This window comes from Brevundimonas sp. M20 (assembly GCF_006547065.1).
Taxonomy (GTDB): Bacteria; Pseudomonadota; Alphaproteobacteria; order Caulobacterales; family Caulobacteraceae; genus Brevundimonas.
Genome location: NZ_CP041243.1, coordinates 780,355 through 805,760, shown reverse-complemented (window position 1 = coordinate 805,760; position 25,406 = coordinate 780,355). Strand labels below are relative to the sequence as shown.

Genomic DNA, 25,406 nt, shown 5'->3' with positions numbered 1-25,406 from the left:
ATGGTCACGGTTAGCGGCTGGTGAATCGCGCATATGGATCAACGCGACTCCTGCGAGAATTCCACCAGAACCACGTCATAGGCGCGCATCGGCAGTTCGAGCCGGGCTTGCCCATCCGGGCCGACCGACACGACCCGGGTCTCCGGCTCGTCCCGCGTCAGCCCCTGCAAATGCGCCAGTTGCTCCGGGGTCAGCGTCTCGGGACGCCCCATCTCCAGATAGGCGGTGTAGGCATCGTTGCTGCGGAATCCGACCCGGCGAATCTGCACCCGATGCGCACCCGGTGTCAGCCCCCGAGCCTCGATGACCAGCGGCGCCAGTTCACGGTCGGGCTGCACCGCGCGGAAGTACGGCCGGTTGCTCACCGTCTGGTTCGGCGCTTCATAATGCCAGGCCAGCACCTGCAAAGCCCCGTCGTTCAGCGCCACCACACTCTGCGCGTCGGTGTTCGCCAGCTCCCGGTCGCCCAGTCGGGCAAGGTATTTGTAGGCGAACCACGACGGCTTGCGGACGCCCTGCGGGCTCATCAGTCCGAACCCTCCGTCGAACGGGCGCGTCTGCGGACCCGGCTCCTCGAACAGGTCGGAATAGGTCCAGTAGCTCATGCCCTGCACCACACCCTCGACCGGCTTCAGGCGGCTCAGGATGTAGGAGGCGCTCAGATGGCTGTCGTGCACCGGATCACGCGGGTTGTAGCTGGTGCTCCATTCGGTGAAGTACAGCGGCAGGCCCGGCGTCGCCGAGGCCTCGATCTGCTCGCGCACCCGCCGGACGTCGCCGATGATCGCGTCCTCGTTGGGCAGCAGCTTGTTGTCCCCTTCCCCGTTCTCATCCAGGAAGCCGCCCGCCACGCCATAGGTGTGGGTCGTCACGAAATCGACCGGGGCGTCATGCGCCCGCGCATAGGCCAGCAGTTCCGGCACCCAGGCCGCGCCCGCTGTGGATGGCCCGCCGACCGGCAGGGCCGGGTCGATCGCCTTGATGACCTTGGCCGTGCGCACATAGAGGTCGAAATAGGCTGCCTGATCCGCCCGCTCCCAGAAGCCGTCCAGATTGGGCTCGTTCCATACCTCGAAGAACCAGGTCCGCACCTCCTCGGCGCCGTAGCGCTGGATCAGATGCCGCACGAAGGCGTCCACCAGCGCGTCCCATTTCTCGGGCTGCGGATGGGAGGTGTTGCCCTTCCAGTAAAAGATTGTCTGGTCAGAGGTCCGCATGTCGTGCGGCGTGAAGCCCAGTTCGACGAACGGCTTGATCCCCATGGCCAGGAACCGGTCGTACAGGACGTCGATCTTGCTGAAGTCATAGACCGGCTGACCGTCCACCTCGCGATAGACGCCCATGTCGTCATGGAAGATGGCGTGGAAGCGGATGTAGCGGAAACCCAGTTCCTCGCGGGCGATCTGCAGCTGGGCCAGCGCATCCTCGCGCCCCGTCACCCCCGGATAGTCGGCGCCGATGGAGAAGTCCGCCATCCGGTCACGCGGACGGCTCTCGGCGGAAGCGTCCGCCACAATGGTCCGGGTCTGCGCGACCGCCGCGCCCCACGACAGCAGAGCCCCGCACACGGCCATCGCCGCCGCCGCACGCCCCGCGCGCTTCGCCCAATCCCTCATGTCCCGCTCCCCGGCGATATGTTTGTTGAGAGTGATGTTAGCGCTAACAAACCCAAACACAAGAAAGGCGCCGCATCGCTACGGCGCCTTCCCTATGTTCTGACGGACGGACCGCTTACTTGGCGGCTTCGTACAGCTCGTTGACCTTGTTCCAGTTCACCACCGACCAGAAGGCTTTCAGGTAGTCGACGCGGCGGTTCTGGTACTTCAGGTAATAGGCGTGTTCCCACACGTCGGCGGCCAAGAGGACGGCGCCCTTCTCATCGGCCACGTCCATCAGCGGGTTGTCCTGGTTCGGGGTCGAGGTGACCTTCAGCTTGCCGTCCTGAAGGATCAGCCAGGCCCAGCCCGAGCCGAACTGACCGGCGCCGGCGGCGTCGAAGTCCGCCTTGAACTTGTCCAGACCGCCCAGTTCGGCGTCGATCTTCGCGGCCAGTTCAGCCGACGGCTCACCCGTCTGGCCCTGCGGCGCCAGCAGTTCCCAGAACAGGCTGTGGTTCCAGTGACCGCCGCCGTTGTTGCGCACGGCCTTCGGCAGCTTCGACATGGTCGCGAACAGCTCCTCCAGCGACTTGCCCTGCAGCGAGGCGTCTGCGTCGACGGCCTTGTTCAGGTTATCGACGTAGGTCTGGTGATGCTTGTCGTGGTGGAAGGTCATCGTCTCCTTGTCGATGGCCGGCTCCAGGGCGTCATAGGCGTACGGAAGGGGCGGAAGGGTGAAGGCCATGGAGGGCTCCTGTCGACAGGTTGATCTTGAACCGCATGTAGGCGCTCCAGCCGTCCAGCCAAAGGCGCAGCAGCGGGATTTTCTCAGGCTTTGAACGCCCGCCGCCCTTCAAAGGCTGCGTCGCGGGGCGAGGTCAAGCTTGGATTCACGGCCTTGCGCGATCCGCCCGGACGTCAGACGGTGGAGCGTCTCACCGGAGCCGCCTAATGACCGCACGACGCCCTGCCCTTCTGATCGCCGCCGCCGTGCTCGGACTGGGCGGCTGTATGGGCGGAGAGCCAATCACGGCCAGCTCCAACTGCCACACCAGCGACGGCCAGTTCGTCAACGCGCCGGGGTGCACCATCAGCTACTCAACGTCGCGAACCGTCACCACGACCACAAGCACGACCACCACGACGACATCGGCGCCCACCGACGGGGCGAAGGACGAACGCTAGTCCTTGGGCAGGTGCGCCTTCATGCAGTCCCGCACGGCGCGGCGGTGGTCGCCCAGCGCGTTCAGATAGTCCACGCCCGCAGCCGCGAAGGCCACCTTGGTCGCCGCATCCAGCCCCTCGGGCAGGGCCGCGATCACGCGCTTCTGTCCCTTGTCGTGCAGGCAGAAGCCGACCTCGGTGCACAGGGCCGAAAACATCGCATCGTAGCGGTCGTCGCTCATCTCAGTCCCTCAATGCGGCTCAGCCAGTGCAGCAGGTTCAAGGCGAACTGCTGATCGTCATGGCCGGGGGTCTGTAGACCGAAAACGACATCCTCGCGCCCGGAATCGGCGGGGAAACGGACGACCTGCGCCGTCAGCATCCCGGCCTCGCCCAGCACCACCACCCGGCCCCGTCCGTGCTCGAACGCCAGTCCCTGCGCCGGCAGCGCGGGCCGCGACAGCTCGGCCAGCACGACGTCGGACGCCTGCCCGGCCTCCAGCCGCCGGTCGATCTCCCGCAGGGTCGGCAGGTCCGCTGCCTCGCGCGCATCCGCGCTCATCGCCAACAGCACGGTCGCGCCCTCCGCCCCGCGCAGCGACTGGCCGGTGAAGGTGCGGACATGACGAACGCGCTCCCCCTGGTCCCGTCCGCCCGTGATCGGATGCTCGCCCAAGGCCTCGGCCGGATAGTCCAGATTGGTCAGCGGCCCTCCGGGCGTCAGGACGAAGGCGTAGCCCTTGCCCATCTCGACGCCCAGCGCCCGCCCCAGCGTCTCATTGGCGCTGCCGTAGGGCGCGTGGTCGGCCGCCAGCAGAAGCGATCCCCCCGCCCGCACCCAGGCGTCCAGCGCGGCGATCTCGCCCGGCGTGAAGGCGTCCGGGCTGCTGCCGTCGGCGGGGCGGACCGCGTTGGAGATGACCAGCACATCGACGCCGTCCAGCGCGCCGGGCGCGTCCAGCTTCCGCTCGCCCGCCCGGATGCGATAGCCGTCCGCGCGCACCAGAGCCGCGAAACCCGCATAACGTCCGTCCAGGGTCTGCACGCTGTCATGCGCCGCATCCAGCTGGATCAGCGGCCCCTCGCCCGCATAGGCGGGACGCGCCACGGTCGGACGGAAGGACGGATCGCCCATCTGCTCCTGCGCCGCGACAGGCGCGGCCAGCAGCAGGGCGGACAGGATCAGGGCGAACGCCTTGGGGCTGGACCGTCTCATGGCGTCTCTCCGGTTCGCCCGGAGCCTACGCCTTCAACCGCGCCGCATGGAAGGCCACATGGTCGGCGATGAAGCTGGCCATGAAGAAGTAGGAGTGGTCGTAGCCCGGCTGCATCCGCACCGTGACCTTCTGACCGCTCGCCTCGCCGGCCGCGATCAGCAGTTCAGGCTTCAGCTGCTCGACCAGGAAGCTGTCGGCGTCGCCCTGATCAACCAGAATGTCGTCATAGCGCCCCTTGGCCGCGCCGTTCTCGATCAGCAGGGCCGCGTCGTGGTTCGCCCAGTCGGCCCGGTCCTCGCCCAGATAGGCGGTGAAGGCCTTCTCGCCCCACGGGCAGCGCGTCGGCGAACTGATCGGCGCAAAGGCCGAGACCGAACGGAACAGGTCCGGATGGCGCAACGCCAGCGTCAGCGCCCCGTGCCCGCCCATCGAATGGCCCGAGATGGAGCAGACCTTGGTGGTCGGGAACTCGCGGTCGATCAGATCGATCAGCTCGCCGGTGACATAGCTTTCCATGCGGAAATGCGGCGCCCACGGCGCCTGCGTCGCATCGACATAGAAGCCCGCCCCCTGACCGAGGTCATAGGCTGGATCATCGGCGACGCCCTCTCCCCGTGGCGAGGTGTCAGGGGCGACGATAATCACCCCGTGCTCGGCGGCCGCCTGATAGGCCCCGGCCTTGGTGGTGAAATTGTCCTCGGTGCAGGTCAGACCCGACAGCCAGATCAGCACCGGGAACGGCCCCTCGCCGCCGGGGACGAAAACCGACAGGGTCATCGGCGTGCCGGTCACCGCGCTGTCGTGCTTCAGATAGCGCAGCGTGCCGCCGTGGACGGTGTGGGTCTTCGTGACTTCCATAAAACTCAAACTCCGATGATCCGCAGGCCGAACCCGGCCTTCTTCATAATCCGCCGCACGAGCAGCGCCCTTTTGAACCGCCTCAGCCCTCGGGCGTCACCACACGGGTGGGCTGCCCATTCTCGTCCCTGAAGGTGATGCGCGCGCCGCCATCCGCCGCCACGCTCAACACCAGACGCGCCCGCCCGGCTGCGTCGCGCAAGACCAGTTCCGACGCGCCGCTGCCCTGACGCCCCAGGAAGGCGCGGGGCTGGCCGTCCATATTGGCTGCGAGCATCGCCGCCTGCTGTTCCTCCGGGCTCATGCCGGCCAGACGGGTCAGCACGTCATAGTCGATCGACTCTTCGGGCCGATCATTCACAAAGACACCCGACACCCGGCGCGGGCCCTGCTGGAAGCCCATGATCTGGACGGTCTGATCCTGCTCATAGCCGTCGAAGGTAAGACTGCCGCCGGAGGTTTTGACGCCATCGACATTCCGGCCGCCGAACACCAGACCACCGACCTCGGTGCCTTCCTCGTTCATGAACAGCATGCCTGCGGAATCACGCCCCGGATGGGGCACCTCGCGCCCGCGATAGGGAATTTCCGGGAAGGCGGTCTGGTTGGAAATCACCATGCGCAGCGTGCCGTCCGGCTCGCGCACATTGATGCGGTGAACGTCGATCTCGGTGAAACGCGCCGGACCCACGCCCTGCACCGCGCCCGAAATCATTACCCCGACAAAGACCGCCGTCAGCACACCGGAGTAGGCGATCAGGGCCTTCTGCGCGTCGAATTTCATGTCGTCCCCCTTCATTGAACGGGGCTTGGTAGCCCCGTTCATATCGACGCGATGACGCGGTCAGTTGTCGCAAGCGCAGCCGTTACTTCGGCCGGTGCAGGGCGCAGATCTTGTTGCCCGACGGATCGCGCAGATAGGACAGATACAGCGCGCCGAACGGGCCCTTGCGCTCGCCGGGCGGATCCTCGATCGACGTGCCGCCCGCCTCGACGCCGGCGTCGTGGAAGGCCTTCACAGCCTCCGCATCACGCGCGCCGAAGCCGATGGTGCCGCCGTTGGCGTGGCAGGCCGGGTCGCCGTCGATAGGTTTGGTGATCGCGAACGAGCCGCGCGCGGTGCGCCACCAGACGCGGCCCATGCCGTCCGGCTGGCCCGGCTCAATCCCCAACGCGCCCAGCGCCGCGTCATAGAATTTCCGCGACGCCTCGATGTCGTTCGCGCCGACGGTGATGTGTGTGAACAGTGTGTCCTCCCTCAAGGTGACCTGACTTCGCACAAGTCCGTTGCTTTCAGCAACCCTGTCGTCAGAACACCACCACCGACCGGATGCTCTTGCCTTCATGCATCAGGTCGAAGGCCTTGTTGATGTCTTCCAGACCGAAGGTGTGGGTGATCATCGGGTCGATCTCGATCTTGCCGTCCATGTACCAGTCGACGATCTTCGGCGTGTCGGTGCGGCCGCGCGCGCCGCCGAAGGCCGAGCCCTTCCAGACGCGGCCGGTGACCAGCTGGAACGGGCGGGTGGCGATCTCCTTGCCCGCCTCGGCCACGCCGATGATGATGCTCTCGCCCCAGCCGCGGTGGCAGGCTTCCAGCGCCTGACGCATGACAACGGTGTTGCCGGTGCAGTCGAAGGTGTAGTCCGCGCCGCCGCCGGTCAGCTCGACCAGATGGGCGACCACATCCGACACGGTCTTCGGGTTGACGAAGTGGGTCATGCCGAAGCGACGGCCCCACTCTTCCTTGTCGCCGTTGATGTCCACGCCGATGATCATGTCGGCGCCGACCATCTTCAGGCCCTGGATGACGTTCAGGCCAATGCCGCCCAGACCGAAGACGACCGCATTGGCGCCCGGTTCGACCTTGGCCGAGTTGACCACCGCGCCGACGCCCGTGGTCACGCCGCAGCCGACGTAGCAGGCCTTGTCGAACGGCGCGTCCTTGCGGATCTTCGCCAGGGCGATCTCGGGCAGGACGGTGTAGTTCGAGAAGGTCGAGCAGCCCATGTAGTGGGCGATGGACTGCCCCTTGTAGCTGAAGCGCGAGGTGCCGTCGGGCATCAGGCCCTTGCCCTGCGTGCCCCGGATCGAGGTGCACAGATTGGTCTTGCGGCTCAGGCACGACTTACACTGGCGGCATTCCGGCGTGTACAGCGGGATCACGTGATCGCCGACCTCGACCGAGGTCACGCCCGGGCCGACCTCGACCACCACGCCCGCGCCCTCGTGGCCGAGAATGCTCGGGAAGATGCCCTCCGAGTCCAGACCGTCCAGCGTATAGGCGTCGGTGTGGCAGATGCCCGTGGCCTTGATCTCGACCAGCACCTCACCGGCGCGCGGGCCTTCCAGATCGACCTCGACGATCTCAAGCGGACGTTTGGCCTCGAAGGCGACGGCGGCGCGGGTTTTCATGATCCAAGGTCCTCCGGAGGCCCCTATCGCTTGCCGCGCGCCGGCGCGCTGCTTGAGGGGAAAGTGATCTATGGGCCCCTTCTAGGCCTGCGTGAGGACAGACGAAACGGCGACAAACGCAAAACATTATTGCTGATGCGGGACAATCGTGCTGCATCGTCCGCATGAGCAGTCGCTGGGACGGGATCGACGAATTCACCGCCGTAGCGGAGCAGGCCAGCTTCTCGGCCGCCGCCAAACGCCTCGGCCTGTCCACCTCCGCCGTCAGCCGCGAGATAGCAAAGCTGGAGGACCGGCTCCAGACCCGGCTGCTGAACCGCACCACCCGTCGGGTCGAACTGACCGACGCCGGGCGCGACTTCCTCGACCGCTGCCGCCGCCTGATCGATGAGCGGGACGAGGCCCTCGCCGCTGTCCAGCCTGACGACAGCGCCCCGCGCGGCCTGTTGCGGATGACCTGTTCGGTCTCCTACGGCGAACGGTTCGTGGCCCCCGCCGTCAACAGCTTCGCCCGCGCCCATCCGGAGCTGTCCATTGAACTGGACCTGGACAACCGCCTGCGGGACCTCGTCGGCGACGGCTACGATCTGGCGGTGCGCTTCGGCCACCTGACGGATTCCCGCCTGATCGCGCGCAAGCTGGCCTCCCGCCGCCTGATCCTCTGCGCCAGCCCGGACTACCTCGCCCGCCGTGGCGCGCCCCGAGCCCTGTCGGAACTCTCCGCCCACGATCTGCTGACCGGCTCGTCCGAACACTGGCGCTTCACCGAAGGCGGCCGCGAGACCAGCTTCCGTCCGCAGGGCCGCTGGCGCTGCAATTCCGGCGCGGCGGTTCTGGACGCCGCCATGCAGGGCCTCGGCCTGTGCCAGCTACCGGATTTCTATGTCTCCGGACCACTCGCTTCCGGTGCCCTCGTCGCCCTGCTGCCCGATCACCGCCCACCCGACGAAGGCGTTTGGGCCGTCTATCCCCACCGCCGTCACGCCCCGCCTAAGGTCCGCTTGATGATCGACCATCTTCGGGAAAGTCTGGCGACCTCGACCACCCTGCCCGAGGCCATGCCATGAACCTCAAGAGCCCCGCCAAGACCAACGTCTCCCCCCGGGCCGGCGAGGTTTACGCCTTCCGGACAAGCCCTTTTTCCGAATTTGCTCCGCCCGAAACCGGTCGGTTCGGGGCATTCAAAGTGCTGTGGGTAGATGATCGTTTCATCGTTGTGGCGGCGTTGACCGGAATCTGGCCATCGCCTCCGGTGTTGGAAGACACGAAGCGCGCGTCCATTCTTGAGGAACATCGCTTTGCTTATACGGGGCGGCCTGCCGTCCTCGGAGTGACCCGGGACTTGTGGGAACCGGAGACCGACCAGACAGACGTCCACCTGTTGGGAGAGTTGCGACTGACCGCGAATGAGCAGGCCAACGCGAAAGCCGTCTCTGCCTTCGCCATTGGTACGAGCTTCGGCACGCTGAGCAGCATCAACTACGCTGTCGAGGGCGAATGGCGGTGGGCGAATGACTGCGACAAACTGGTTGAGGAAGCCGCGCTCAAAACCGCAAGCGACAACGCCAAACGGGCGGCCCGGAAAGAACGCTATCGGACCCGTCTTGCCCAACTGACATGGGAGCAGCTTCTATCCGAAACGCCCTTTGAAAGGTGGTCGCCGTCACCTCCATATCCGCCCGAAGACTTCACGCTCGCAGCCCGCAAAGTCGTTCTCGACGCCTGTGTGGCGCTGAGAGACCTGGGAGCCAAACCTCGCCGGGCAGAGGTTCGGGCGATCCTCAAAGAAACGGTGCAATGGTTCAATGAGGCCGATGACCGAGCAGGAGGCGTCATCGAGACCGAGGAGCGGGACGATATTTTTGCTCTGCTGGAGGAGATGGCGCACGTCGCCCGGCAGAAGGCCCTCGTCGACGAAATCGACGCGTGGCGAGAGTGGTGATGGGCAATCACCGCAACCTCGTCATCCTCACCGGCGCCGGAATATCGGCGGAAAGCGGCGTGCCGACGTTCCGCGCCTCGGACGGCCTGTGGGAGGGCCACCGGATCGAGGAAGTCGCCACGCCCGAGGGCTTCGCGGCCAATCCGGCGCTGGTGCAGGACTTCTACAACAAGCGCCGCCGCCAGCTGGCCGAGGTCCAGCCCAACCTGGCCCACCATGCGCTGGCGGAACTGGCCGCGCGGTGGGAGGGCGACTTCCTGCTGGTCACCCAGAACGTCGACGACCTGCACGACCGCGCCCATGCGCGGGTTCCGCCCGCGCCGGGGTTCCAGTTGATCCACATGCACGGCGAACTGCTGAAGGCGCACTGCACCGCCACGGGCCGGGTCATCGACTGCCCCGGCGATCTGGACCCGCGCCACGACAGCCCGTTCAACCCCGACGGCTGGCTGCGCCCGCACATCGTCTGGTTCGGCGAGATGCCGCTGGCCATGCCTGTGATCGACGCGGCGATCGCCGACGCCGACCTGTTCGTCTCCATCGGCACCTCGGGCGCCGTCTATCCGGCCGCGGGCTTTGTGCAGGACGCCCGCCGCGCCCGGGCCCGGACGGTGGAGATCAATCTCGAACCGACGCAGGGCGCGCGGATGTTCGATGAGGGCCTGTATGGTCCCGCAACCGAAACGGTGCCGGCGTTCGTGGAACGGTTGCTGAACGCCTGACCCCTCTCCCCTCGGGGGAGAAAGAAAACTCAGCCGATCCAGCCCATGTGTTCGGCCAGGATGGTCGAGCCGATCACGATCAGGGCCACCCCGCCCAGAAACTCGGCGATCTTGCCGAAGCGCGCGCCGACGGCCTTGCCGATCAGCATGCCGAGGGTGGTCAGGGCGAAGGTGGTGAAGCCGATCGACAGGGCGATGATCCAGATGTTGGCCCCGATGAAGGCCAGCCCCACGCCGACCGCCGCCGCGTCGATGCTGGTGCCGACCGCCGTGGCGATCAGGGCCAGCACGCCGTTGCGAGCGGCGCGTGATCCGTCGTCGTCCTCATCGACCGGCTGGAAGGCTTCCCACAGCATCTTCGCGCCGACCGCGCCCAGCAGGCCGAAGGCGATCCAGTGGTCGATCTGCTCGACAAGCCCGGCGGCGATCATGCCCAGCCCCCAGCCGATCAGAGGCGTGATGGCTTCGATCACGCCGAAGACCAGCCCGTTGCGAATGGCGGTGGCGACCGGAGGCCGGTGCGCCGCGCCGCGGCCGACAGCCGCCGCAAAGGCGTCCGTGGACATGCTGAGGGACAGCACGGCGATGGACAGAGGGGTCATCAGAACAGAATCCGCCGGACGCACGAGACAGCGCGCTCACGCCCCCGCCGGTTGGGGATCGCAAGGCACGCTGGTCTCGCCAGGCGGACATGAGGTCCACTGATCGCGCCACGGGCCTGAAGACCACGAGTATGTTGACGCGAACCCGGCCTTTGAATGGGCGCCGGCGGCTACTCCCCAACGGGGCGGCGTCTACAGGAGACACCCCGGCGGATCAACCGCACTTCAGCCTCTGGGCGCAAACAGGATGATCCCCGCGCCGATCAGACACACCGCGCCGCCGATCAGGTCCCAGCGGTCCGGCGGGCTTTTCTCGACCAGCGCCATCCACGCCAGCGAGGCGCAGATATAGACCCCGCCATAGACCGCGAACGCCCGCCCCGCCGCATCGGTCGGTACGAGGGTCAGCAAGCACGCAAACGCGATCAGACAGGCCACGCCGGGGACCAGCCACAACGGCGACCGATCCAGCTTCAACCAGGCCCAGAAGGCGAAACAGCCCGCGATCTCCGCCAGCGCAGCAAGGGGGTAGATCAGGACCAGTTTCATGTTCGCCCTACCCCTCGCCGCGCGGCGGCTCGGTGCTTGAGGGCGTCTCATCCTTCTTCGCCGCCATCTTGGCCAGCAGGCGTCCGCGGCCCTTCGACAGGGCGTGGATCACGCCCCGAAAGGTCGCCACCTCCTGCTCGCTGAAGGCCGAGCGGCCCAGCATGACGCGCAGGTTCTGGGTCATCGAACGCTTCTTCTCGGGCGGATAGAAGAAGCCGCCCGCCTCCAGCTCGGTCTCCAGATGCTCGTACATCCCGACCAGCAGGTCGTTGGACGCAGGCGGATCCTGCTCGCGGAAGCGCGGCGGCGGGGCATCGAGGATCAGGGTGCGCCACTCATAGGCGTTGATCGCCACCGCCTGCGCCAGATTCAGCGAATGGTGCTTCGGGTCGATCGGAATGGTGGTGATGCCGCTCGTCAGGGCGATATCGGTCGTCTCCAGCCCCGCGCGTTCGCCGCCGAACAGCAGGCCGGTTCTCAGGCCCGAGGCGGTGTCGTCGTACAGGATGCGGGCGCTCTCGCGCGGGGTGCGCACCGGCATCCGCGTCTCTCTCGGGCGGGCGGTGGTCGAGAAGACGGTGTTCAGGTCCGCGACCGCCTCGGCCACGGTGTCGAACACCTTGACGCCTTCCAGAACCCAGTCGGCGCCCGACGCCGTCGCCCAGGCCCGGTCCTGCGGCCAGCCGTCCCGCGGGCTGACGAGGCGCAGTTCGCTGAGACCGAAATTGGCCATCACCCGCGCGACCGCGCCGATATTGTCGGCCAGCTGGGACTTGTCGAGGATGACGACGGGAGGGGTCAGGTCGGACATGGGCAGCGCAGGTGAAGAGATGAAAAGTGCAAGTGAGCGAAGGGGTGAGCCGCTGTCGTGACCACCGGTGCGATCTCGCTCACCTCCTGCTCACTAACACTCTTCACCCACCCGGGGTCAGTCCTCGCCGTGCATGGCCAGCCAGGGATCAGCCGTCCCGGCCTCGACCTCGGCCACCTTCACGGCGGGCCAGCCAATGTTGTCGTCGGCCGAGTCGCGCCACGCCAGAATGTAGAAGTCCCGCAGTTCCGACGCCCCCGCCGCCAGACGGGCGATGGTGAACTCGGCGCCGCGACGGTCGCCGTCCGCGAAGCCGCCCGCCTTCTCCAGACGATAGAAGGGCGTCACCTGCGACAGGGTCTCGCGCAGATAGGCGGGCACCCGGGCGCGCAGGTCGAAGCCGTCCAGCTTCGGCGCGGCCATCGCCGCCTCGATGGCGTCCAGACGGGCGACGCGGGCGGTGAAGGCGCCCTCGAACAGGCCGTGGGTCTGGCGCGAGGTGGTGAAGCCTTCCGGGTTCGGGGTGTTCCGGTCCCAACCGTTGTAGTGGATGGTCGTGTGGTGCGGCTGCGAGCCGTCGCCGATGTAGTGGCCCAGCACGCCCATGTCGCGCAGGATCAGGGCCTCGCGGCGCTCGCGGTCCACCCGATACCAGGCCTTTTTCATCTCGTCGGTTTCGCGCGCTTCCTGGGCGTTCAGCACGCGCCAGTAGGCGAAGTCCCGCACCAGGTTCTGGTAGGCGTCCCAGATCGCATACGGGAGATAGCCGGCGTCATCGACGTCCAGACCGGCGGCGATCAGGGCCGCATCGTATTCCGACTTCAGACGCGGCAGGCTGTCGACCGAAGGCCCCCGGGCGTTGAAGACGAAGCCGTTGTCATCCAGATCGACGAAGTGGGCTGTATCCCGCTCGCGGTCGTGCGGCTGACCGGCGCCCTTCCAGCGGTCCGGCTCGCGCGACAGTTCGCCCACATCCGACGCGGCGCCCGGCGTGCGCAGGAAGGCGGGCATTTCCTCCGGCAGGCCCCGCATCGCGGCGACGCCGATCAACCGGTGTCCGGTATTGCCCCAGGCCTGAACGGCGGCGGGAACGGCGACGGCGGCCACCACGCAGACGGCGGCGGCGGCGAGGGCGAAACGCTTCATGGGGCAGTGTCCGGGCTGTGGAGGCTCAGGGGTTAAATGCGCCTCGCCGCAAGGTCCAGCGGAGTCTTGCTTTCACGCGATGCCGAACGCGGCCTCCACCTTCCCGACCCAGGTCCGAACATTGGGGTACGCCGTCAGATCGAAATCGCCCTCATGCGCCACCCGGGTGTAGGCGACCAGCGCCAGATCGGCCAAGGACACCGCCTCCCCGACCAGCCAGTCGCGCCCGGCCAGACCGGCCTCCATCCGCGCCAGCGCGGCGTAGCCCTTTTCGATCAGGCGGGGATCAATCTCCCCGGCCGCGCGCCCGGCGATGGCGCGCTGGAAGCGCACCACGGCGATACAGGGTTCATGACTGTACTGCTCCCAGAACAGCCACTCGAACATCTTCGCCCGGTCGAACGGGTCGATCGGGATCAGGGCCGTCCCTTCCGCCATGTGGACAAGTATGGCGTTCGACTGCGCCAGCGGTCTGCCGTCATCAAATACAATCGTCGGCGTCTGGCCAGCCGGGTTCAGGGCCAAAAACTGTGGAGATCGGGTCACACCGGTTGTGACATCAGTTTCAACCCAGTGATAATCACGGCCCAGCCATTCCAGCAACCACTTGACCTTCAAACAGTTGCCCGAACGAATATCGCCATAGACAGTAAGCATCTCGATCCAGCAAAGAGTTGTTGATCTGCGAATACAGCTTACAGACTTGTCAGCATCAGCCAAGCACGGTTCCGCTTGACCATGCAGAAGCCCTGCTTATCCACCGATCATCCGGACAGGTGGTCGCAGCTGATCTGTCAGGTCCGTTTTTTGACACAATTGGAAACGAAAAGCCCCTCGCCGGACGCGTCAGGGGCCGGTGATTCCGCGAGTCCGCTCATGTTCGGCACTGCCGCCGCGTTCGCCCTTTTCTGGGCGATGGCCTTCCCCGCCCAAGCGGACGTCACCGGTGAACCGGTCACCTACGAAGCGGCTGCCGCGCAGTCGTGGGGTGCTGAGGAAACCGCCCCGACGAATGAAGGTTCCAACGACGGCATGGCGGTCGAACTGACCTCCGAACAACAGGCCCTGATGGACGGCGACGCCCGCTGGAACGCATCGGCGCGCCTCTATCACGCAGGCGGCGGCGGCGCGACGGGCAACGACAGCCTCGGCTGCCGTCCGGTCGCCATGCGCACCGTCGCTGTTGACCCCCGCTACATTCCGCGCCGCAGCGTCCTGTTCATCCGCGAAACGGTCGGCCTGCGTCTGGCCGACGGCACCCTTCACGACGGCTACTGGTACGCCTCGGACACCGGCGGCGCGATCAAGGGCCAGAAGGTCGACCTGTTCACCGGTCACGGCCGCGGGTCGATGCAGCCGGCCATGCGCCTGAACATGCGCACCCTGACCATCGCCGACGCCGGTCGCTTTGAAGGCTGCCCGCCGGACTGGGACGACACCCCCAGCCGCAACGCGCCCCTGATGGCCGCCGCCTCCCCGCGCGCAACGGGCGCATCGAACTAAGCCCGCCCCGGCGCCCCAAACAAAAAAGCCCCGGCTCTCGCGAGCCGGGGTTTTTTCTGGCCTTCAGAACTTCCGCTTGCCGCTGATCGTCTCGAAGAACATCCGCCAGTCGCCCATCAGGCTCCACAGCGGGTACTGGAACGTCGCCGGCCGGTTCTTCTCGAAGAAGAAATGCCCCACCCAGGCGAAGCCGTAGCCGATCACCGGCATGGCCAGCAGCCACCAGGCGTTCAGCGTCACCAGCGCCAGCACCGCGACCCCGATCACCAGCGCCGAGCCGATGATGTGGATCCGTCGACACGTCCGGTTGGAGTGCTCGTGGATATAGTACGGATAGAATTGGCTGAACGACTGATAGCGTTCGCCGGGGGCGGGTGGACTGTTCATGCAAGCAGGTTCCGCCCGGAACGCCGTGCGGTCAAGCGTTCACCATGCTTGTCAGCCGCCCGGTAAGGCCGGCGCGCGACACTGACCGCTTCACGGGAGCCTGCCATGCAAGCCTTCGCCATCGCCGCCTCGGGCATCGCCGACGCCTCGGCCCGCTTCGCCGCCAGCGCCGAGCGCACCGCCCGCGCGCCCCTCGCCGATCTGGCGGGTGAAAGCGTCGAGCGTATTCAGGCCGAGACCGCCTTCCGCGCCAATGTCTCCGTGCTCAAGACCGCCGACGCCATGTACGGCAGCCTGCTCGACATCCTCGCCTGAGCGCCTAGCTCTCTTCCGCCTTGGGCTCCGGCCCCAGCAAGCGACGCACCGCGGGCCAGATCTTGGTCAGGGCCGCCAGGAAGCCCACCACGGTCGACACCCACTGGAAGGCGCTCCACACCCAGCCGAACAGATCACCGTCCCCGATCGCCTGACTCAGCGGGAACAGCAGCCGCGCCACCCCGATCTGGAAGGCGGCATAGGCCTGCGAATACTCGATGGAGCGATCCGCGAAGAAGGCGATGGCCACCGCCGCCGACATCGGCGCCCACAGCAGGGGCAGCACCAGAAGGGCCGCCAGCACCAGCACCGCCAGCTTCGTCCCGACCGTCTCGCGCGACAGAAGGCTGGCGATCACGCCGACGCCGAGGATCAGCGCCGTACCGATCAGGGCCGCCGGCAGGATCAGGTCCGTCGCGTCGATCAGATCGACGAACACCGCCACCAGCCAGATCCCCACCCCGGACAGCAGGAAGGCCCCGATCCACAGGGCGGCGTACTGCCCCAGACGGTTCTTCAGATGGGCCAGGCTGATCATGGCGACGGTCCCCGCGACGGTTAACGGCAGGATGACCCGCGTTACGCCGGCTGTCGATCCGTAGCGTCACGCGTTAGGGTCAGGTCGCCGACACCGGCGCGGACCTGAATGGAGAACCCCATGGCCTTCATCGACATCACCGTGATCCCCGTCCGGACCGCTGACAAGGCGGCCTATCTGGAGCACTCGACCCTCACGACAGCCCTGTTCAAGGCGCACGGCGCCGTATCCGTCACCGAGACCTGGGGCGCGGATGTGCCCGAGGGCAAGCTGACCGACTTCCGCCGCGCCGTCGCGCTTCAGGAGGGAGAGACCGTCGCGGTCGGCTGGATCACCTGGCCCGACAGGGCGACGCGCGACGCCGGCTGGGAGGCCCTCATGCAGGATGAGCGCATGGCCGACGTCGCGCCGCCGTTTGACGGCAAGCGCATGATCTACGGCGGCTTCGACCTCCTGAGCGAAGTCTGATCCGGGCGGGTTAGGGCAGGCCCTCGCGGCTGACGCTTCAGGGGTGCTCTCGGACCCCCGCCGCAACCGCGCCCGGGTCTCCTGCAACCCGGTGACGGAGTCCGGCGCCGTCTTCGGCGCCATCCCGCCGGCGCCTTCAACCACGTCCGCCACACCGGGAAACAGGGCAACGCCCAGCTGACCGAGGCCTGCACCGCTTTGCATATCGACCAGACCCACTGGACGCCGAGCGGATCGTCTTCTTGATCGACAACCTGCCCGGTTTCACCTCCGCCAACCACGGCTCCGGCGACCGCACCTCCGGTCAACCACCGCACCGTTGAGTTTCGGATGCACGGGGCGAACCCCATTATTAGTGGGCGGCGAAGCTGGCTGATCACACTCGATGACCTTCACCGTTGACCCTGACCACCGAACCGGGAGATGAGGACAGATCACCGGGGAGGTTGTGTTGCGCTTGGCTCTACCGATCGTCGCTGCCTTGGCGCTTTCGGCCTGCGGGCAGGCCACGCCCATGGCTGAGAAGCCGAATGACGAAGTCCTGACGCTTGGCGAAACCCCAGTCACTGACCTTGGCCTGCCGGCCCGCGTCGTTCCCTGCTTCGCGCTTCACTACGGCTTCCTGACCGATCCGACCCCCGACGTAGCCCGTGATCTCGCCGAGACCTGCGGATCAGCCGCAGCCGATTTGCAAGTTGGGCCGTGCGCGGACTACGCCCGTGCCGCCGCGAAGGCCGCGACATCCGTCAGCAAGAGCGCCGAGAGAGAAGCCGCTGACCGGGCTGCAAACGCAGCGCTGAAGGTCTGCCGCGATGCGTAGGTTGCTCTTGCTGTCCATGATCGGAGCGCTTGTAGCGTGTTCGAACCCGGCGGAACCTCAGCGGGAAGCCCCCCAGGTCGAGGCCCCGCCGGTTCCGCTTCCATCGTTCGAGTTCAGGGGGCTGAAGCCTGACGTGACGACGATCGCAGAGGCGCGCGCAGCCGAGACTGTGACCCGGTGTTCGGACAGCGGAAGCTGTGACTTCACCAAGTACAGCGTCGCTGGTGTCGGTGCGGGCCGATCCATGGTCATCTTCACAGACGGCAAGTTCGACTGATTCAGCGTGAAGATAACGCCGCGCGCTTTCGACGAGATGGCCCAAGCCCTGATCGGCGTTTACGGCGAGCCATGCCGTCGGGATAGCAAGCAGCTTCAAAACGCGTTCGGCGCGACCTTCGCTGGCGATGAGGTCGAGTGGTGCTTTGCCGAGGGGCACATGACCCTGCGCCGTCACTCGCAGAGCGACGTCACCGAAGGCGAACTCGACTTCTTCACCTATCGCGAGCCGCCGCCCGCGCAGACCTTCGACACGGGGAACTTGTGATGACGCGATTGCTTCCCTGGCCCGCCATCGCCGCCGGCGCCCTGCTACTGACCGCCTGCGGCGAGAACCAGGTCGAACGAGACACGCGCGAAAGCCGGTCACTCCAGCAGCCGACGATGGAGCCCGAGGTCACCACCGGCATCAGTAGCGACGGCCTGCCGACGATGACGCGGTCGATGGACTTCCAGACCTGCTTGCGCACGATCCAGGAGATGGCGACCGATTTCGGCGTGCCGCCGACGAACATCGTCGAGACGACCGGAACCCGGATCGTGCGGTTCAACACCGCCGACGGCTCGGTGCTGGTGACCTGCTCGGCAGCCGATCGGAAGCTGGTCGCGGTCCAGAGCCCGCACCGGGGTTAGTGGGGTACCTCAGGTCAGATGGTGTAGCCGTAGGCGGACCGCGTCGAGCCGTTCTGCGACCTCAGCAAGTTCGGCCAGCGAGATCGTCACTTCGGCGCCGACAGGATCGCGACACGTCAAAGACGCCTCGGGCTGGGAGCACGCGCTGAAAAGGCCGTAGGCGATCAGGTTCCGCGTACGTGCAACGTCCTCGATTTCCGCCGTTAGGTCGCGGAGTGGGGCGGCCAGCTTGTCTTGGTTCTGTCGCCACAGGTGCAAGGGCGACACGGTCGGGGGCTAGGCGACCGATCGGGGCCAAGACATCATCGAAGGCCGGATCATTCGCCATACGCTTCCGACAAGCCGCCCCCGGCGATCTTTGAAAGGCGATCGCGCCGCCGCCGGCGGCATCGTCACTGGGGCGAATAATACTTCTCGTCGCCCAAATTTAATATCGCGAACTCAAGGCCCCTTGGGCTAAATAGTGATGGGCATTCAGCCCGAGGAGAAATCTGATGTTTCAGATCATTAACCTCAATGGCGCCGAGTTCATTCCGAACGACAACGTCAAAGTCATCTTCCGTGGCAAGTTCCTTGCTGCGGTGTGGCTGGTCTAAACTGACCTTGAGGTCTTAAACCGAAAAAGCCCCAGCAGTGATGCTGGGGCTTTGGAGGTAAGTTTACGGACGTCCGTGTCGACCGGGGATCGACATCGGGATCGTCGCGATGGTGGTCATCTCGACCGTCATGCCGCCCGGTCCGGCGACACGGACGCCCTTTATGATGCCGAACAAGGCCACCACGACCAGCCCCACAGGCACACCGAGCTGATCAGCGCGAAGCCGTCGCACTGGATGGCGCTGGAGCACCAAGAATTCCTTCAGTCGCCAGAATCGAATGCCAAGCCTTCGGTCGAAAGCAAATGTCCGCAGTTAGCCTCCTCACCACTCATGCTGTCGCCACACCCTGTCGCTCGGCTCCTCCCCCGGCTCCGGCGGCAACAGCGCGCCCTCCCCGTCCCAGTACCGTCTCGCCCACCCTCCCCGCACGCCGCGTAGAAAATCCCGCTGGGCCTGCTCCGGGCCTAACCCCCGGGCACGCCGGCGCAGGGCCTTCAGCGCCCGGCTGTCAGCCAGGTCGTAGCCGGTGTCGCTCGGCAGGTCCCGGGCCATGCGGAAGGCGCGTTCGCCCCGGTGTTTCTCCAGCCGCATCGTCCCGGTCGCGCGCCGCGGGCCTGGACCTCGGGCGAGGGCGCCAGCCGGGGGCGCCCGGCTACCGTCCGCCTGCCGAGCAGTCGCTACTCCAGCCGCCAGCGCGCTTGCCGCGGATAGCCGCCTACTCCAACACCCCCTGCGACCGCAGGAAGGCCAGCGCCCGCTGCCGTCCCGGCTCCATGGCGAACAGGTCCTCCGTCCCATCCAGCTTGCGGGTCACTTCGGTGAAGGCCAGAGCCGCCTTGATCGCGGCCAGCGCCTTTTGCCCGTCCCCGCGCGCCATCGCCCTGGCCGCATGGTCGAGGCAGGCGTTCAGCGCGGTCGGGCGATCTATCGGCTCTTCCGGGTTCACCTCCGGCGCAACGACCGTCGCGTCCTCCCGCGGCAGTTCACGGTCCGCGCGCTCGGCCTGATGGCGGCGTGTCCAGCCCTCCAGTCTCGCCTTCTTCCTCAGATTGGCCAGGCCGACATCGAACCGTCGCGTACACGACGGCCCGCTCTCGCCGGCCTCATAGGCCTCGCGCACCTTGGCCCACACCTTGGGGCCGCGATATTTTCTCAGGCGGAAATGGTCCATGCCGACAGCGAAACATGCGCCTGCGTCAAAATCGGACGCATGCGTCGCCCAAGTCGTCGAAATCACACGACGCCGTCGTCCAAATCACCGAAAACCTGTCTCTCAATTCTCTGCTCGGAGCCCTACCGACAGAACCGCGTCTCGGTCGCCTCCAGATGCAGGTGATCGGCGTGGACCGCGTTGTAGTCCGGGCTGAGGGTCGTGCCGAAGATGCGGCAGGCGTCGTCGCGGATGCGCCGCAGGAAACGTTGCTCGGCCTCGTCGCCCCCGAACCAGTCGTCCTTCAGGCTGATCCGCCGACCGTCCCGCAGGCGAACGCCCGCGACATCCACCGCCGCCGCCTGGGCGTGGGCGCTGATGCGGGTGCTGACCCCGCCGTTGTTCACATTGCGACAGGCGTAGGCGCCGAAGTGATCAATCTGGACCACGTCCGAGCCCAGGATTTCCCGCGCCGCCGGCTCCAGCGACTGCCGCCGCCAGACGCTGAGCGCCAGCGCGGTTCGGCAGGTCATCTCGACATCGCCGGGCGCCATCCGCGCGACCGTGCCCATGTCCGGCCCCAGCACCCCGCCCGCCGTCAGGCCGCACGCCTGCGGGTCGCCCTTGTCCGGCGACCGCCGGAAGGTCACCCGGGCCGCCGTCAGCTGGGCCATGCACTGGGTCAGCTCGGCGCTTTCGCGGATCACCGCCGCCCGCGTCCCGCCCGAAATTGGCTGGTCGATCAGAGCCCCGACCAGCGGCGCTTCGGTCGGCGAATAGGGCGTGGGGTACGACGTCACGGGCCGCCGCTCCGGCGTCATCGGGCTGCAACTCGCCACGAGCAGGGCGATGGTCAGGATCGACGGGAGGGCGCGCATGGGCCGGACGCTAGGGTGATTTGCACGGAACAGCCGATCACGAGAGAGCGAACACGCAGAAGGTACGGGGACCTCAAACAAGAACAAACATAGAACAAAAATGCAGTAGGACGATTAAATGTCGGAGTTCTGTGGATTGCAGCGACAAATCCACCCAACAGCGGGCGGATTGAGCCATCATCTCTTTGTCAGGCAAGCGAAGGGCCCGCTGGCTGCTACCAACGGGCCCCACACCCTCGCAAGTTTGACTGGCGCACCCGCAGGGGGGCTTGAGGTTTCGGCCTCAAGCCCCCCGAAGGTGCACCGGAGGTAGACGGGCCGCAACCTCAAAGAGGTCACCAACACCCTGCACGGGGGAAAAGTGAGGCACCGTCGCTCAAAAGAGAAAGGGCGGCTCTTCCGAACCGCCCCTTCGTCATTCTCAGCTGTCCAGGAAGGACCGGAGCTTCCGCGACCGCGACGGGTGCTTCAGCTTGCGCAGGGCCTTGGCCTCGATCTGACGGATCCGCTCACGCGTCACCGAGAACTGCTGGCCGACTTCTTCCAGGGTGTGGTCGGTGTTCATGCCGATGCCGAAGCGCATCCGCAGGACCCGCTCCTCGCGCGGCGTCAGCGACGCCAGCACGCGGGTGGTGGTCTCGCGCAGGTTCGACTGGATGGCGGCGTCGATCGGCAGGACAGCGTTCTTGTCCTCGATGAAGTCGCCGAGGTGCGAGTCCTCCTCGTCCCCGATCGGGGTTTCGAGCGAGATCGGCTCCTTGGCGATCTTCAGGACCTTGCGCACCTTCTCCAGCGGCATGGCCAGCTTTTCGGCAAGCTCTTCCGGGGTCGGCTCGCGGCCGATCTCGTGCAGCATCTGGCGGCTGGTGCGGACGATCTTGTTGATCGTCTCGATCATGTGCACCGGGATACGGATGGTGCGCGCCTGATCGGCGATCGAGCGGGTGATCGCCTGACGAATCCACCAGGTGGCGTAGGTCGAGAACTTGTAGCCGCGGCGGTACTCGAACTTGTCGACCGCCTTCATCAGGCCGATGTTGCCTTCCTGGATCAGGTCCAGGAACTGCAGGCCGCGGTTGGTGTATTTCTTGGCGATGGAGATCACGAGGCGCAGGTTGGCCTCGACCATTTCCTTCTTGGCCTGACGGGCCTCGCGCTCGCCCTTCTGAACGGTCTGGACGATGCGGCGATAGTCGTCGATCGGCAGACCGGCTTCGGTCGCCACGGCGGCCACGTCGGCACGGATCGAGGCGATCTGGTTGGCCTCGTTGTCGCTGAACTTGGTCCAGCGGACGCCCATTTCCTTGATGCTCTCGGACCAGTTCGGGTCCAGTTCCCTGGTGAAGTAGGCCTTCAGGAACTCGGGACGCGAAATGCCGTAGCTGTCGGCCAGACGCAGCAGGCGGCCTTCCAGACCCATCAGACGCTTGTTGATCGCGTACAGCTGCTCAACCAGCGCCTCGATGCGGTTGTTGTTCAGCTTCATCGTCTTCAGGCGGCCCGAGATGGTCGCCGTCAGGGTGTCATAGGCCTTCTGGTCCTTGGCGCTGAGCACCTCGCCCTTCAGGCGGGCCTCGACCAGCTTGTCCTGCAGCTTGCGGAAGCCGCCGAAGTCGGCCGCGATCGCATCCAGCACTTCCATGACCCCGTCACGCAGCTCGGCTTCCAGCGCCGAAATCGACATGCCGCCGCCATCATCGAAGTCATCATCATCATCATCGCCTTCCGGCTTTTCTTCCCCGGCGGCCTTTTCTTCCTCGTCTTCCTCGACGGCTTCACCGGCCGGCGGCTGGTTGTGCGGCAGGGACGACGGGTTCAGCACGCCATAGGTCGCGTCCAGGTCGATGACCTCGCGCAGCAGGATGCGGTTATTCGCCAACTCGTCGCGCCACACCATGATGGCCTCGAAGGTCAGGGCGCTTTCGCACAGCCCCGAGATCATCGCGTCACGACCGGCCTCAATGCGCTTGGCGATGGCGATTTCGCCCTCGCGCGACAGCAGCTCGACCGAGCCCATTTCGCGCAGGTACATGCGCACCGGGTCATCGGTGCGGTCATAGGCGGCCTTGGCGGGCGTTTCCGCGACCGAAGTCTCGGCGCGCTCGGCGACTTCGCCGCCTTCGCCTTCCTTCTGTTCCGCGTCTTCCTCAGCCTCGACGACGTTCACGCCCATCTCGCTGAGCATGGCCAGGGTGTCCTCGATCTGGTCGGGGGTCACCTCTTCGGACGGCAGGACCTTGTTCAGTTCCTCCATCGTCACATAGCCGCGGGCTTTCGCCTGCTTGATGAACTTCTTGACGCCGGCGTCGGTAAGGTCGAGCAGCGGGCCGTCGCTCTGAACTTCGGCTTCCTGCGTCTCGGTCTGGGCGCTCATTCAGTCTCTTCTCCGGGTGGCCGGCTGATCAGGCCCGCCGCCAAATACAACGTGTGTCGAGGTCGTTGGTTACGAACTCGTGCTATCTTCCCAAATTTCTCCAGTCTTGATCGCACGACGCAGCGCGTCCCGCTCGGCTTTCAACCGGCGGAATGCCTCGTCCTGCCCCGGCACGCCACGCGCCGAAGACAGGGCGTCTTCCAAGGCGGCGACACGGGTTAACGCGTCAAACGCCTGCGACCATCGGATCCTCGTCTCGCCGAGGGGCTTGTCTGCAGCCAGGAAAGGCGCGCCGGACTTTGCCGCCGCCTTCTCGACCTCGCGCATCAAGACGTCATGACCCGATTGCGCCAGATGGCGACGGAGGGCGGCAGAGTCAAGGTCTTGGCCCGAGAAGCGCAGCCGCACCAACTCCTGCGCCAACCCGTTCAACGACGGATCACCGAAGCCGTGGGCGGAGATCGCCTCCAGATGATCATCCATTCGCTCGGGATCATCAATGGCGCCGTGGGCCAGAGCCGCGGCCACCGGCTCGATCGCGCGGCTCAGCGACTGCATGGCCTGCGCGCCCTCGGCGGTCTGGCCCAGTTTGGGCGGCGGACCACCGAAGCGCCCCCTGCCCTGACCGTAGCCCTGACCGCCGGACTGGGCTTGCTGCGGGCGGCGCGACGGGAATGCCGCATCGAACCGCTCGTACATCTCCCGCCGGTACTGTTCGGCCAGATCCTTGTCCTGAATGGCCGACGCCTGCTGACGCAGCCGCCCCTTGAAGCCGGCGCGACGCTCGGGGGTGTCCAGCGGCTCGGCCTCCGCCTCCTTCTGGAACAGCACCTCGGCGAAGGCCTTGGTCTCGGCCAACGCCTGACGCAGGGCTGGCGCGCCGCGATCACGCAGGATGTCGTCGGGGTCCTGCCCGCCGTCCAGCAGGCAGAAGCGGAACGACCGGCCCGGCTTCAGCTGCGGCAGGGCGCGATCCACGGCGCGATACGCCGCCCGCCGCCCCGCCGCATCACCGTCGAAGCACAGCACCGGCTCGGACGACACGCGCCACAACCGCTCCATCTGTTCCTCGGTCAGGGCCGTGCCCATCGGCGCCACGGCCGGGATGCCCGCCCGCTGGCAGGCGATCACGTCCATATAGCCTTCGACCACGACGATCCCCTGCTCACCCCGAGAGGCGGCGCCGAGGATGCGGCGGGCCTCCGGCAGGCCATACAGGGTCGCGCCCTTGTGGAAGAGAGGGCTTTCGGGACCATTCAGATACTTGGCGCGATCGTCCGAGTTCATCGCCCGCCCGCCGAAGCTGACGATCCGGCCTCGCGCATCAAGGATGGGGAACATCAGACGGTCGCGGAACCGGTCATAGGGCTGGCCGCCGCTTTCCGGCGAGATCAGCAGCCCCGCCTCCACCAGATCACCCGGCTTCGCCCCGCGCTGGACCAGCGCCTGCTTCAGGCCCTCGCGATCATTGGGCGCATAGCCCAGACCGAACCGCTCCCACTGATCTTCCGGCAGGCCGCGCTTTTCAAGATACTCCCGCGCCGCCTTGCCCGGCGACCGGCGCAGATTGGCCGCGAACCATTTCTGGGCCAGGTCCATCCAGTCGTTCAGGCCCTGCCGCTTCTGCTCTCGCTCCTGCGCCTGCGGGTCCTCGGCGGGAAGCTGCATACCCGCCTCCGCCGCCAGCCGCTGCACGGCCTCGACGAAGCTCAGCCGCTCGGTCTCCTGCAGGAAGCTGATGACATCGCCGTGCTTGCCCGACGAGAAGTCGTGGAAGAAACCCTTGTCATCATTGACGAAGAAGGACGGCGACTTCTCCTTCGAGAAGGGCGACAGGCCGACGAACTCGCGTCCCTGACGCTTGAGCTTCACCGACCGTCCGATGATGTCGGACGGGCGAAGGCGGGCCTTCAGTTCCTCAATGAAGCGATCATCAAAGCGCACCGACGCCTTATAGCGTGCGACTCAGCCAATGGCCGCGATTTACCTTTCATTAACCAAGACGGCCAAATCGAGACCATAAGCGTCTGATTCAAAACGTAATTTTTCGGAACTATCCACAGGCCTTGTGGATTATCCACGCAATCGTCCCGGAAAAGCGGACGGTCCATCGCCGGTTCGGCAGCGGAAGCAGCCGCATCGTCACGATTGAAAGCCTGCCCATGTTCATCGCCATCGCCCGTCCGGCGGTGGAGCCCCAAGGCCCCGACGCCGTCGCCGTCCCCGGCTCCCCCGCTGTCGCTTTCGTCTCGCCGCGCGCCCTGCACGCCCGGCTGCTTGAGAACGCCGCCCTGCGGCGGAGACGCGGACTGGAGCGACGGCGCGCCAACCGTCCGGAAGACGCCGACTACTGGCTGCACGCGGCCCCGATCGCTGTCCGCAAGGCTTGCGACCTGCGCGGAGACGTCGGGTTCCCGGCCCTTCCCTGACGAGGGCTGCGA

The 25,406-nt window shown here is 66.4% G+C and carries 32 protein-coding genes and 1 pseudogene; 11 read left to right on the top strand and 22 right to left on the bottom strand.

Features of this window, described 5'->3' with window-relative positions; all coding sequences use genetic code 11:
• Positions 1-38: 38 nt before the first annotated feature.
• Together FKQ52_RS03815 and FKQ52_RS03810 are read right to left on the bottom strand one after the other, a co-directional pair.
• On the bottom strand, positions 39-1,616 hold the full coding sequence (locus FKQ52_RS03815) for a beta-xylosidase (protein ID WP_168196788.1): 1,578 nt from the start codon (positions 1,614-1,616) through the stop codon (positions 39-41).
• 115 nt (positions 1,617-1,731) lie between these two features.
• On the bottom strand, positions 1,732-2,343 hold the full coding sequence (locus FKQ52_RS03810; RefSeq protein WP_141625962.1) for a superoxide dismutase: 612 nt from the start codon (positions 2,341-2,343) through the stop codon (positions 1,732-1,734).
• A gap of 206 nt (positions 2,344-2,549) precedes the next feature.
• Here FKQ52_RS03810 and FKQ52_RS03805 point away from each other — a divergent pair, with 206 nt between their 5' ends.
• On the top strand, positions 2,550-2,783 hold the full coding sequence (locus tag FKQ52_RS03805; RefSeq protein ID WP_141625961.1) for a hypothetical protein: 234 nt from the start codon (positions 2,550-2,552) through the stop codon (positions 2,781-2,783).
• Here the strand turns inward: FKQ52_RS03805 and FKQ52_RS03800 are convergent.
• The 6 genes from FKQ52_RS03800 to FKQ52_RS03775 form a co-directional block, all read right to left on the bottom strand.
• Positions 2,780-3,004, bottom strand: a complete 225-nt coding sequence (locus FKQ52_RS03800) for a hypothetical protein (protein ID WP_141625960.1) — start codon at positions 3,002-3,004, stop codon at positions 2,780-2,782. The genes FKQ52_RS03805 and FKQ52_RS03800 overlap by 4 nt on opposite strands.
• The gene (locus tag FKQ52_RS03795) at positions 3,001-3,978 is read right to left on the bottom strand and encodes a DUF4350 domain-containing protein (protein WP_141625959.1); all 978 of its coding nucleotides are present in this window, start codon (positions 3,976-3,978) and stop codon (positions 3,001-3,003) included. Before FKQ52_RS03795 ends, FKQ52_RS03800 begins: the two co-directional genes overlap by 4 nt.
• A 25-nt stretch (positions 3,979-4,003) precedes the next feature.
• On the bottom strand, positions 4,004-4,837 hold the full coding sequence (gene fghA / locus FKQ52_RS03790) for an S-formylglutathione hydrolase (protein ID WP_141625958.1): 834 nt from the start codon (positions 4,835-4,837) through the stop codon (positions 4,004-4,006).
• A gap of 82 nt (positions 4,838-4,919) precedes the next feature.
• Positions 4,920-5,621 (bottom strand): hypothetical protein, encoded by a 702-nt coding sequence (locus tag FKQ52_RS03785; RefSeq protein WP_141625957.1) that lies wholly within the window; start codon positions 5,619-5,621, stop codon positions 4,920-4,922.
• Between the two features lie 82 nt (positions 5,622-5,703).
• Complete coding sequence (locus FKQ52_RS03780) at positions 5,704-6,084, bottom strand: VOC family protein (RefSeq protein ID WP_141628218.1); 381 nt, start codon at positions 6,082-6,084, stop codon at positions 5,704-5,706.
• A gap of 61 nt (positions 6,085-6,145) precedes the next feature.
• Positions 6,146-7,252: an S-(hydroxymethyl)glutathione dehydrogenase/class III alcohol dehydrogenase gene (locus FKQ52_RS03775; RefSeq protein WP_141625956.1), complete on the bottom strand. Its 1,107-nt coding sequence runs from the start codon at positions 7,250-7,252 to the stop codon at positions 6,146-6,148.
• A 164-nt stretch (positions 7,253-7,416) separates the two neighbouring features.
• On the opposite strand from FKQ52_RS03775, the gene FKQ52_RS03770 reads away from it, so the two are divergent.
• From FKQ52_RS03770 to FKQ52_RS03760, 3 genes are read left to right on the top strand one after another with little or no spacing between them, the layout of a single operon-like run.
• A complete protein-coding gene (locus FKQ52_RS03770) occupies positions 7,417-8,319 on the top strand; it encodes a LysR family transcriptional regulator (RefSeq protein WP_141625955.1) in 903 nt (300 codons plus the stop codon).
• The gene (locus tag FKQ52_RS03765; protein WP_141625954.1) at positions 8,316-9,194 is read left to right on the top strand and encodes a hypothetical protein; all 879 of its coding nucleotides are present in this window, start codon (positions 8,316-8,318) and stop codon (positions 9,192-9,194) included. The genes FKQ52_RS03770 and FKQ52_RS03765 overlap by 4 nt, the downstream gene beginning before the upstream one ends.
• Entirely contained in the window at positions 9,194-9,916 is a 723-nt protein-coding gene (locus FKQ52_RS03760; protein ID WP_141628217.1) for an NAD-dependent deacylase, read from the top strand. Before FKQ52_RS03765 ends, FKQ52_RS03760 begins: the two co-directional genes overlap by 1 nt.
• A 29-nt stretch (positions 9,917-9,945) precedes the next feature.
• Here FKQ52_RS03760 and FKQ52_RS03755 read toward each other — a convergent pair whose 3' ends face one another.
• The 6 genes and pseudogenes from FKQ52_RS03755 to FKQ52_RS16590 form a co-directional block, all read right to left on the bottom strand.
• Positions 9,946-10,518, bottom strand: coding sequence for a manganese efflux pump MntP family protein (locus FKQ52_RS03755; RefSeq protein WP_141625953.1), 573 nt, complete (start codon positions 10,516-10,518; stop codon positions 9,946-9,948).
• A gap of 225 nt (positions 10,519-10,743) precedes the next feature.
• The gene (locus FKQ52_RS03750) at positions 10,744-11,067 is read right to left on the bottom strand and encodes a YnfA family protein (RefSeq protein ID WP_141625952.1); all 324 of its coding nucleotides are present in this window, start codon (positions 11,065-11,067) and stop codon (positions 10,744-10,746) included.
• A 7-nt stretch (positions 11,068-11,074) separates the two neighbouring features.
• On the bottom strand, positions 11,075-11,878 hold the full coding sequence (locus FKQ52_RS03745; protein WP_141625951.1) for an RNA methyltransferase: 804 nt from the start codon (positions 11,876-11,878) through the stop codon (positions 11,075-11,077).
• Between the two features lie 117 nt (positions 11,879-11,995).
• Positions 11,996-13,024, bottom strand: a complete 1,029-nt coding sequence (locus FKQ52_RS03740) for a S1/P1 Nuclease (protein ID WP_141625950.1) — start codon at positions 13,022-13,024, stop codon at positions 11,996-11,998.
• Positions 13,025-13,096: 72 nt separating this feature from the next.
• Positions 13,097-13,462, bottom strand: a complete 366-nt coding sequence (locus FKQ52_RS16595) for a glutathione S-transferase family protein (protein ID WP_240811789.1) — start codon at positions 13,460-13,462, stop codon at positions 13,097-13,099.
• A 54-nt stretch (positions 13,463-13,516) separates the two neighbouring features.
• A pseudogene (locus tag FKQ52_RS16590) lies at positions 13,517-13,681 on the bottom strand (glutathione S-transferase N-terminal domain-containing protein); the annotation flags it as partial.
• A gap of 219 nt (positions 13,682-13,900) precedes the next feature.
• Here FKQ52_RS16590 and FKQ52_RS03730 point away from each other — a divergent pair.
• Positions 13,901-14,527 (top strand): 3D domain-containing protein, encoded by a 627-nt coding sequence (locus FKQ52_RS03730; RefSeq protein WP_141625948.1) that lies wholly within the window; start codon positions 13,901-13,903, stop codon positions 14,525-14,527.
• Between the two features lie 63 nt (positions 14,528-14,590).
• Here FKQ52_RS03730 and FKQ52_RS03725 read toward each other — a convergent pair whose 3' ends face one another.
• Positions 14,591-14,914, bottom strand: coding sequence for an Mpo1-like protein (locus FKQ52_RS03725; protein ID WP_141625947.1), 324 nt, complete (start codon positions 14,912-14,914; stop codon positions 14,591-14,593).
• Between the two features lie 105 nt (positions 14,915-15,019).
• On the opposite strand from FKQ52_RS03725, the gene FKQ52_RS03720 reads away from it, so the two are divergent.
• Positions 15,020-15,229 carry a flagellar hook protein FlgE gene (locus tag FKQ52_RS03720; protein ID WP_141625946.1) on the top strand — a complete coding sequence of 70 codons (210 nt, stop codon included), beginning with the start codon at positions 15,020-15,022 and terminating at the stop codon, positions 15,227-15,229.
• A gap of 4 nt (positions 15,230-15,233) precedes the next feature.
• Here FKQ52_RS03720 and FKQ52_RS03715 read toward each other — a convergent pair whose 3' ends face one another.
• On the bottom strand, positions 15,234-15,767 hold the full coding sequence (locus tag FKQ52_RS03715; RefSeq protein ID WP_141625945.1) for a hypothetical protein: 534 nt from the start codon (positions 15,765-15,767) through the stop codon (positions 15,234-15,236).
• A gap of 120 nt (positions 15,768-15,887) precedes the next feature.
• On the opposite strand from FKQ52_RS03715, the gene FKQ52_RS03710 reads away from it, so the two are divergent.
• From FKQ52_RS03710 to FKQ52_RS03695, 4 genes are all read left to right on the top strand, one after another.
• Positions 15,888-16,235: a DUF1428 domain-containing protein gene (locus tag FKQ52_RS03710; protein WP_141625944.1), complete on the top strand. Its 348-nt coding sequence runs from the start codon at positions 15,888-15,890 to the stop codon at positions 16,233-16,235.
• Between the two features lie 457 nt (positions 16,236-16,692).
• Positions 16,693-17,055, top strand: a complete 363-nt coding sequence (locus tag FKQ52_RS03705) for a hypothetical protein (RefSeq protein WP_141625943.1) — start codon at positions 16,693-16,695, stop codon at positions 17,053-17,055.
• A gap of 313 nt (positions 17,056-17,368) precedes the next feature.
• Positions 17,369-17,599, top strand: a complete 231-nt coding sequence (locus FKQ52_RS03700; protein WP_141625942.1) for a hypothetical protein — start codon at positions 17,369-17,371, stop codon at positions 17,597-17,599.
• Entirely contained in the window at positions 17,599-17,964 is a 366-nt protein-coding gene (locus tag FKQ52_RS03695) for a hypothetical protein (protein WP_141625941.1), read from the top strand. Before FKQ52_RS03700 ends, FKQ52_RS03695 begins: the two co-directional genes overlap by 1 nt.
• A gap of 9 nt (positions 17,965-17,973) precedes the next feature.
• On the opposite strand, the gene FKQ52_RS16370 is transcribed toward FKQ52_RS03695, so the two are convergent.
• From FKQ52_RS16370 to dnaG, 6 genes are all read right to left on the bottom strand, one after another.
• Positions 17,974-18,231, bottom strand: coding sequence for a hypothetical protein (locus tag FKQ52_RS16370; protein WP_168196787.1), 258 nt, complete (start codon positions 18,229-18,231; stop codon positions 17,974-17,976).
• A 392-nt stretch (positions 18,232-18,623) separates the two neighbouring features.
• Positions 18,624-18,794: a hypothetical protein gene (locus tag FKQ52_RS16365; RefSeq protein WP_168196786.1), complete on the bottom strand. Its 171-nt coding sequence runs from the start codon at positions 18,792-18,794 to the stop codon at positions 18,624-18,626.
• Between the two features lie 484 nt (positions 18,795-19,278).
• On the bottom strand, positions 19,279-19,734 hold the full coding sequence (locus FKQ52_RS03690; protein WP_141625940.1) for a hypothetical protein: 456 nt from the start codon (positions 19,732-19,734) through the stop codon (positions 19,279-19,281).
• A 122-nt stretch (positions 19,735-19,856) separates the two neighbouring features.
• A complete protein-coding gene (locus tag FKQ52_RS03685; RefSeq protein ID WP_141625939.1) occupies positions 19,857-20,591 on the bottom strand; it encodes an extensin family protein in 735 nt (244 codons plus the stop codon).
• A gap of 421 nt (positions 20,592-21,012) precedes the next feature.
• Positions 21,013-22,965, bottom strand: coding sequence for an RNA polymerase sigma factor RpoD (gene rpoD, locus FKQ52_RS03680; RefSeq protein ID WP_141625938.1), 1,953 nt, complete (start codon positions 22,963-22,965; stop codon positions 21,013-21,015).
• 69 nt (positions 22,966-23,034) lie between these two features.
• Entirely contained in the window at positions 23,035-24,909 is a 1,875-nt protein-coding gene (dnaG, locus tag FKQ52_RS03675; protein ID WP_141625937.1) for a DNA primase, read from the bottom strand.
• A gap of 122 nt (positions 24,910-25,031) precedes the next feature.
• Here dnaG and FKQ52_RS03670 point away from each other — a divergent pair, with 122 nt between their 5' ends.
• Positions 25,032-25,394, top strand: a complete 363-nt coding sequence (locus FKQ52_RS03670; protein WP_240811731.1) for a hypothetical protein — start codon at positions 25,032-25,034, stop codon at positions 25,392-25,394.
• Positions 25,395-25,406: the final 12 nt, after the last annotated feature.

Bases quoted from the DNA above. Each gene is read 5' to 3' on its own strand.
- FKQ52_RS03815 (WP_168196788.1), bottom strand. From the start codon at position 1,616: ATGAGGGATTGGGCGAAGCGCGCGGGGCGTGCGGCGGCGGCGATGGCC.
- FKQ52_RS03810 (WP_141625962.1), bottom strand. From the start codon at position 2,343: ATGGCCTTCACCCTTCCGCCCCTTCCGTACGCCTATGACGCCCTGGAG.
- FKQ52_RS03805 (WP_141625961.1), top strand. From the start codon at position 2,550: ATGACCGCACGACGCCCTGCCCTTCTGATCGCCGCCGCCGTGCTCGGA.
- FKQ52_RS03800 (WP_141625960.1), bottom strand. From the start codon at position 3,004: ATGAGCGACGACCGCTACGATGCGATGTTTTCGGCCCTGTGCACCGAG.
- FKQ52_RS03795 (WP_141625959.1), bottom strand. From the start codon at position 3,978: ATGAGACGGTCCAGCCCCAAGGCGTTCGCCCTGATCCTGTCCGCCCTG.
- fghA (WP_141625958.1), bottom strand. From the start codon at position 4,837: ATGGAAGTCACGAAGACCCACACCGTCCACGGCGGCACGCTGCGCTAT.
- FKQ52_RS03785 (WP_141625957.1), bottom strand. From the start codon at position 5,621: ATGAAATTCGACGCGCAGAAGGCCCTGATCGCCTACTCCGGTGTGCTG.
- FKQ52_RS03775 (WP_141625956.1), bottom strand. From the start codon at position 7,252: ATGAAAACCCGCGCCGCCGTCGCCTTCGAGGCCAAACGTCCGCTTGAG.
- FKQ52_RS03770 (WP_141625955.1), top strand. From the start codon at position 7,417: ATGAGCAGTCGCTGGGACGGGATCGACGAATTCACCGCCGTAGCGGAG.
- FKQ52_RS03765 (WP_141625954.1), top strand. From the start codon at position 8,316: ATGAACCTCAAGAGCCCCGCCAAGACCAACGTCTCCCCCCGGGCCGGC.
- FKQ52_RS03760 (WP_141628217.1), top strand. From the start codon at position 9,194: ATGGGCAATCACCGCAACCTCGTCATCCTCACCGGCGCCGGAATATCG.
- FKQ52_RS03755 (WP_141625953.1), bottom strand. From the start codon at position 10,518: ATGACCCCTCTGTCCATCGCCGTGCTGTCCCTCAGCATGTCCACGGAC.
- FKQ52_RS03750 (WP_141625952.1), bottom strand. From the start codon at position 11,067: ATGAAACTGGTCCTGATCTACCCCCTTGCTGCGCTGGCGGAGATCGCG.
- FKQ52_RS03745 (WP_141625951.1), bottom strand. From the start codon at position 11,878: ATGTCCGACCTGACCCCTCCCGTCGTCATCCTCGACAAGTCCCAGCTG.
- FKQ52_RS03740 (WP_141625950.1), bottom strand. From the start codon at position 13,024: ATGAAGCGTTTCGCCCTCGCCGCCGCCGCCGTCTGCGTGGTGGCCGCC.
- FKQ52_RS16595 (WP_240811789.1), bottom strand. From the start codon at position 13,462: ATGGCGGAAGGGACGGCCCTGATCCCGATCGACCCGTTCGACCGGGCG.
- FKQ52_RS03730 (WP_141625948.1), top strand. From the start codon at position 13,901: ATGTTCGGCACTGCCGCCGCGTTCGCCCTTTTCTGGGCGATGGCCTTC.
- FKQ52_RS03725 (WP_141625947.1), bottom strand. From the start codon at position 14,914: ATGAACAGTCCACCCGCCCCCGGCGAACGCTATCAGTCGTTCAGCCAA.
- FKQ52_RS03720 (WP_141625946.1), top strand. From the start codon at position 15,020: ATGCAAGCCTTCGCCATCGCCGCCTCGGGCATCGCCGACGCCTCGGCC.
- FKQ52_RS03715 (WP_141625945.1), bottom strand. From the start codon at position 15,767: ATGATCAGCCTGGCCCATCTGAAGAACCGTCTGGGGCAGTACGCCGCC.
- FKQ52_RS03710 (WP_141625944.1), top strand. From the start codon at position 15,888: ATGGCCTTCATCGACATCACCGTGATCCCCGTCCGGACCGCTGACAAG.
- FKQ52_RS03700 (WP_141625942.1), top strand. From the start codon at position 17,369: ATGGCCCAAGCCCTGATCGGCGTTTACGGCGAGCCATGCCGTCGGGAT.
- FKQ52_RS03695 (WP_141625941.1), top strand. From the start codon at position 17,599: ATGACGCGATTGCTTCCCTGGCCCGCCATCGCCGCCGGCGCCCTGCTA.
- FKQ52_RS03690 (WP_141625940.1), bottom strand. From the start codon at position 19,734: ATGGACCATTTCCGCCTGAGAAAATATCGCGGCCCCAAGGTGTGGGCC.
- FKQ52_RS03685 (WP_141625939.1), bottom strand. From the start codon at position 20,591: ATGCGCGCCCTCCCGTCGATCCTGACCATCGCCCTGCTCGTGGCGAGT.
- rpoD (WP_141625938.1), bottom strand. From the start codon at position 22,965: ATGAGCGCCCAGACCGAGACGCAGGAAGCCGAAGTTCAGAGCGACGGC.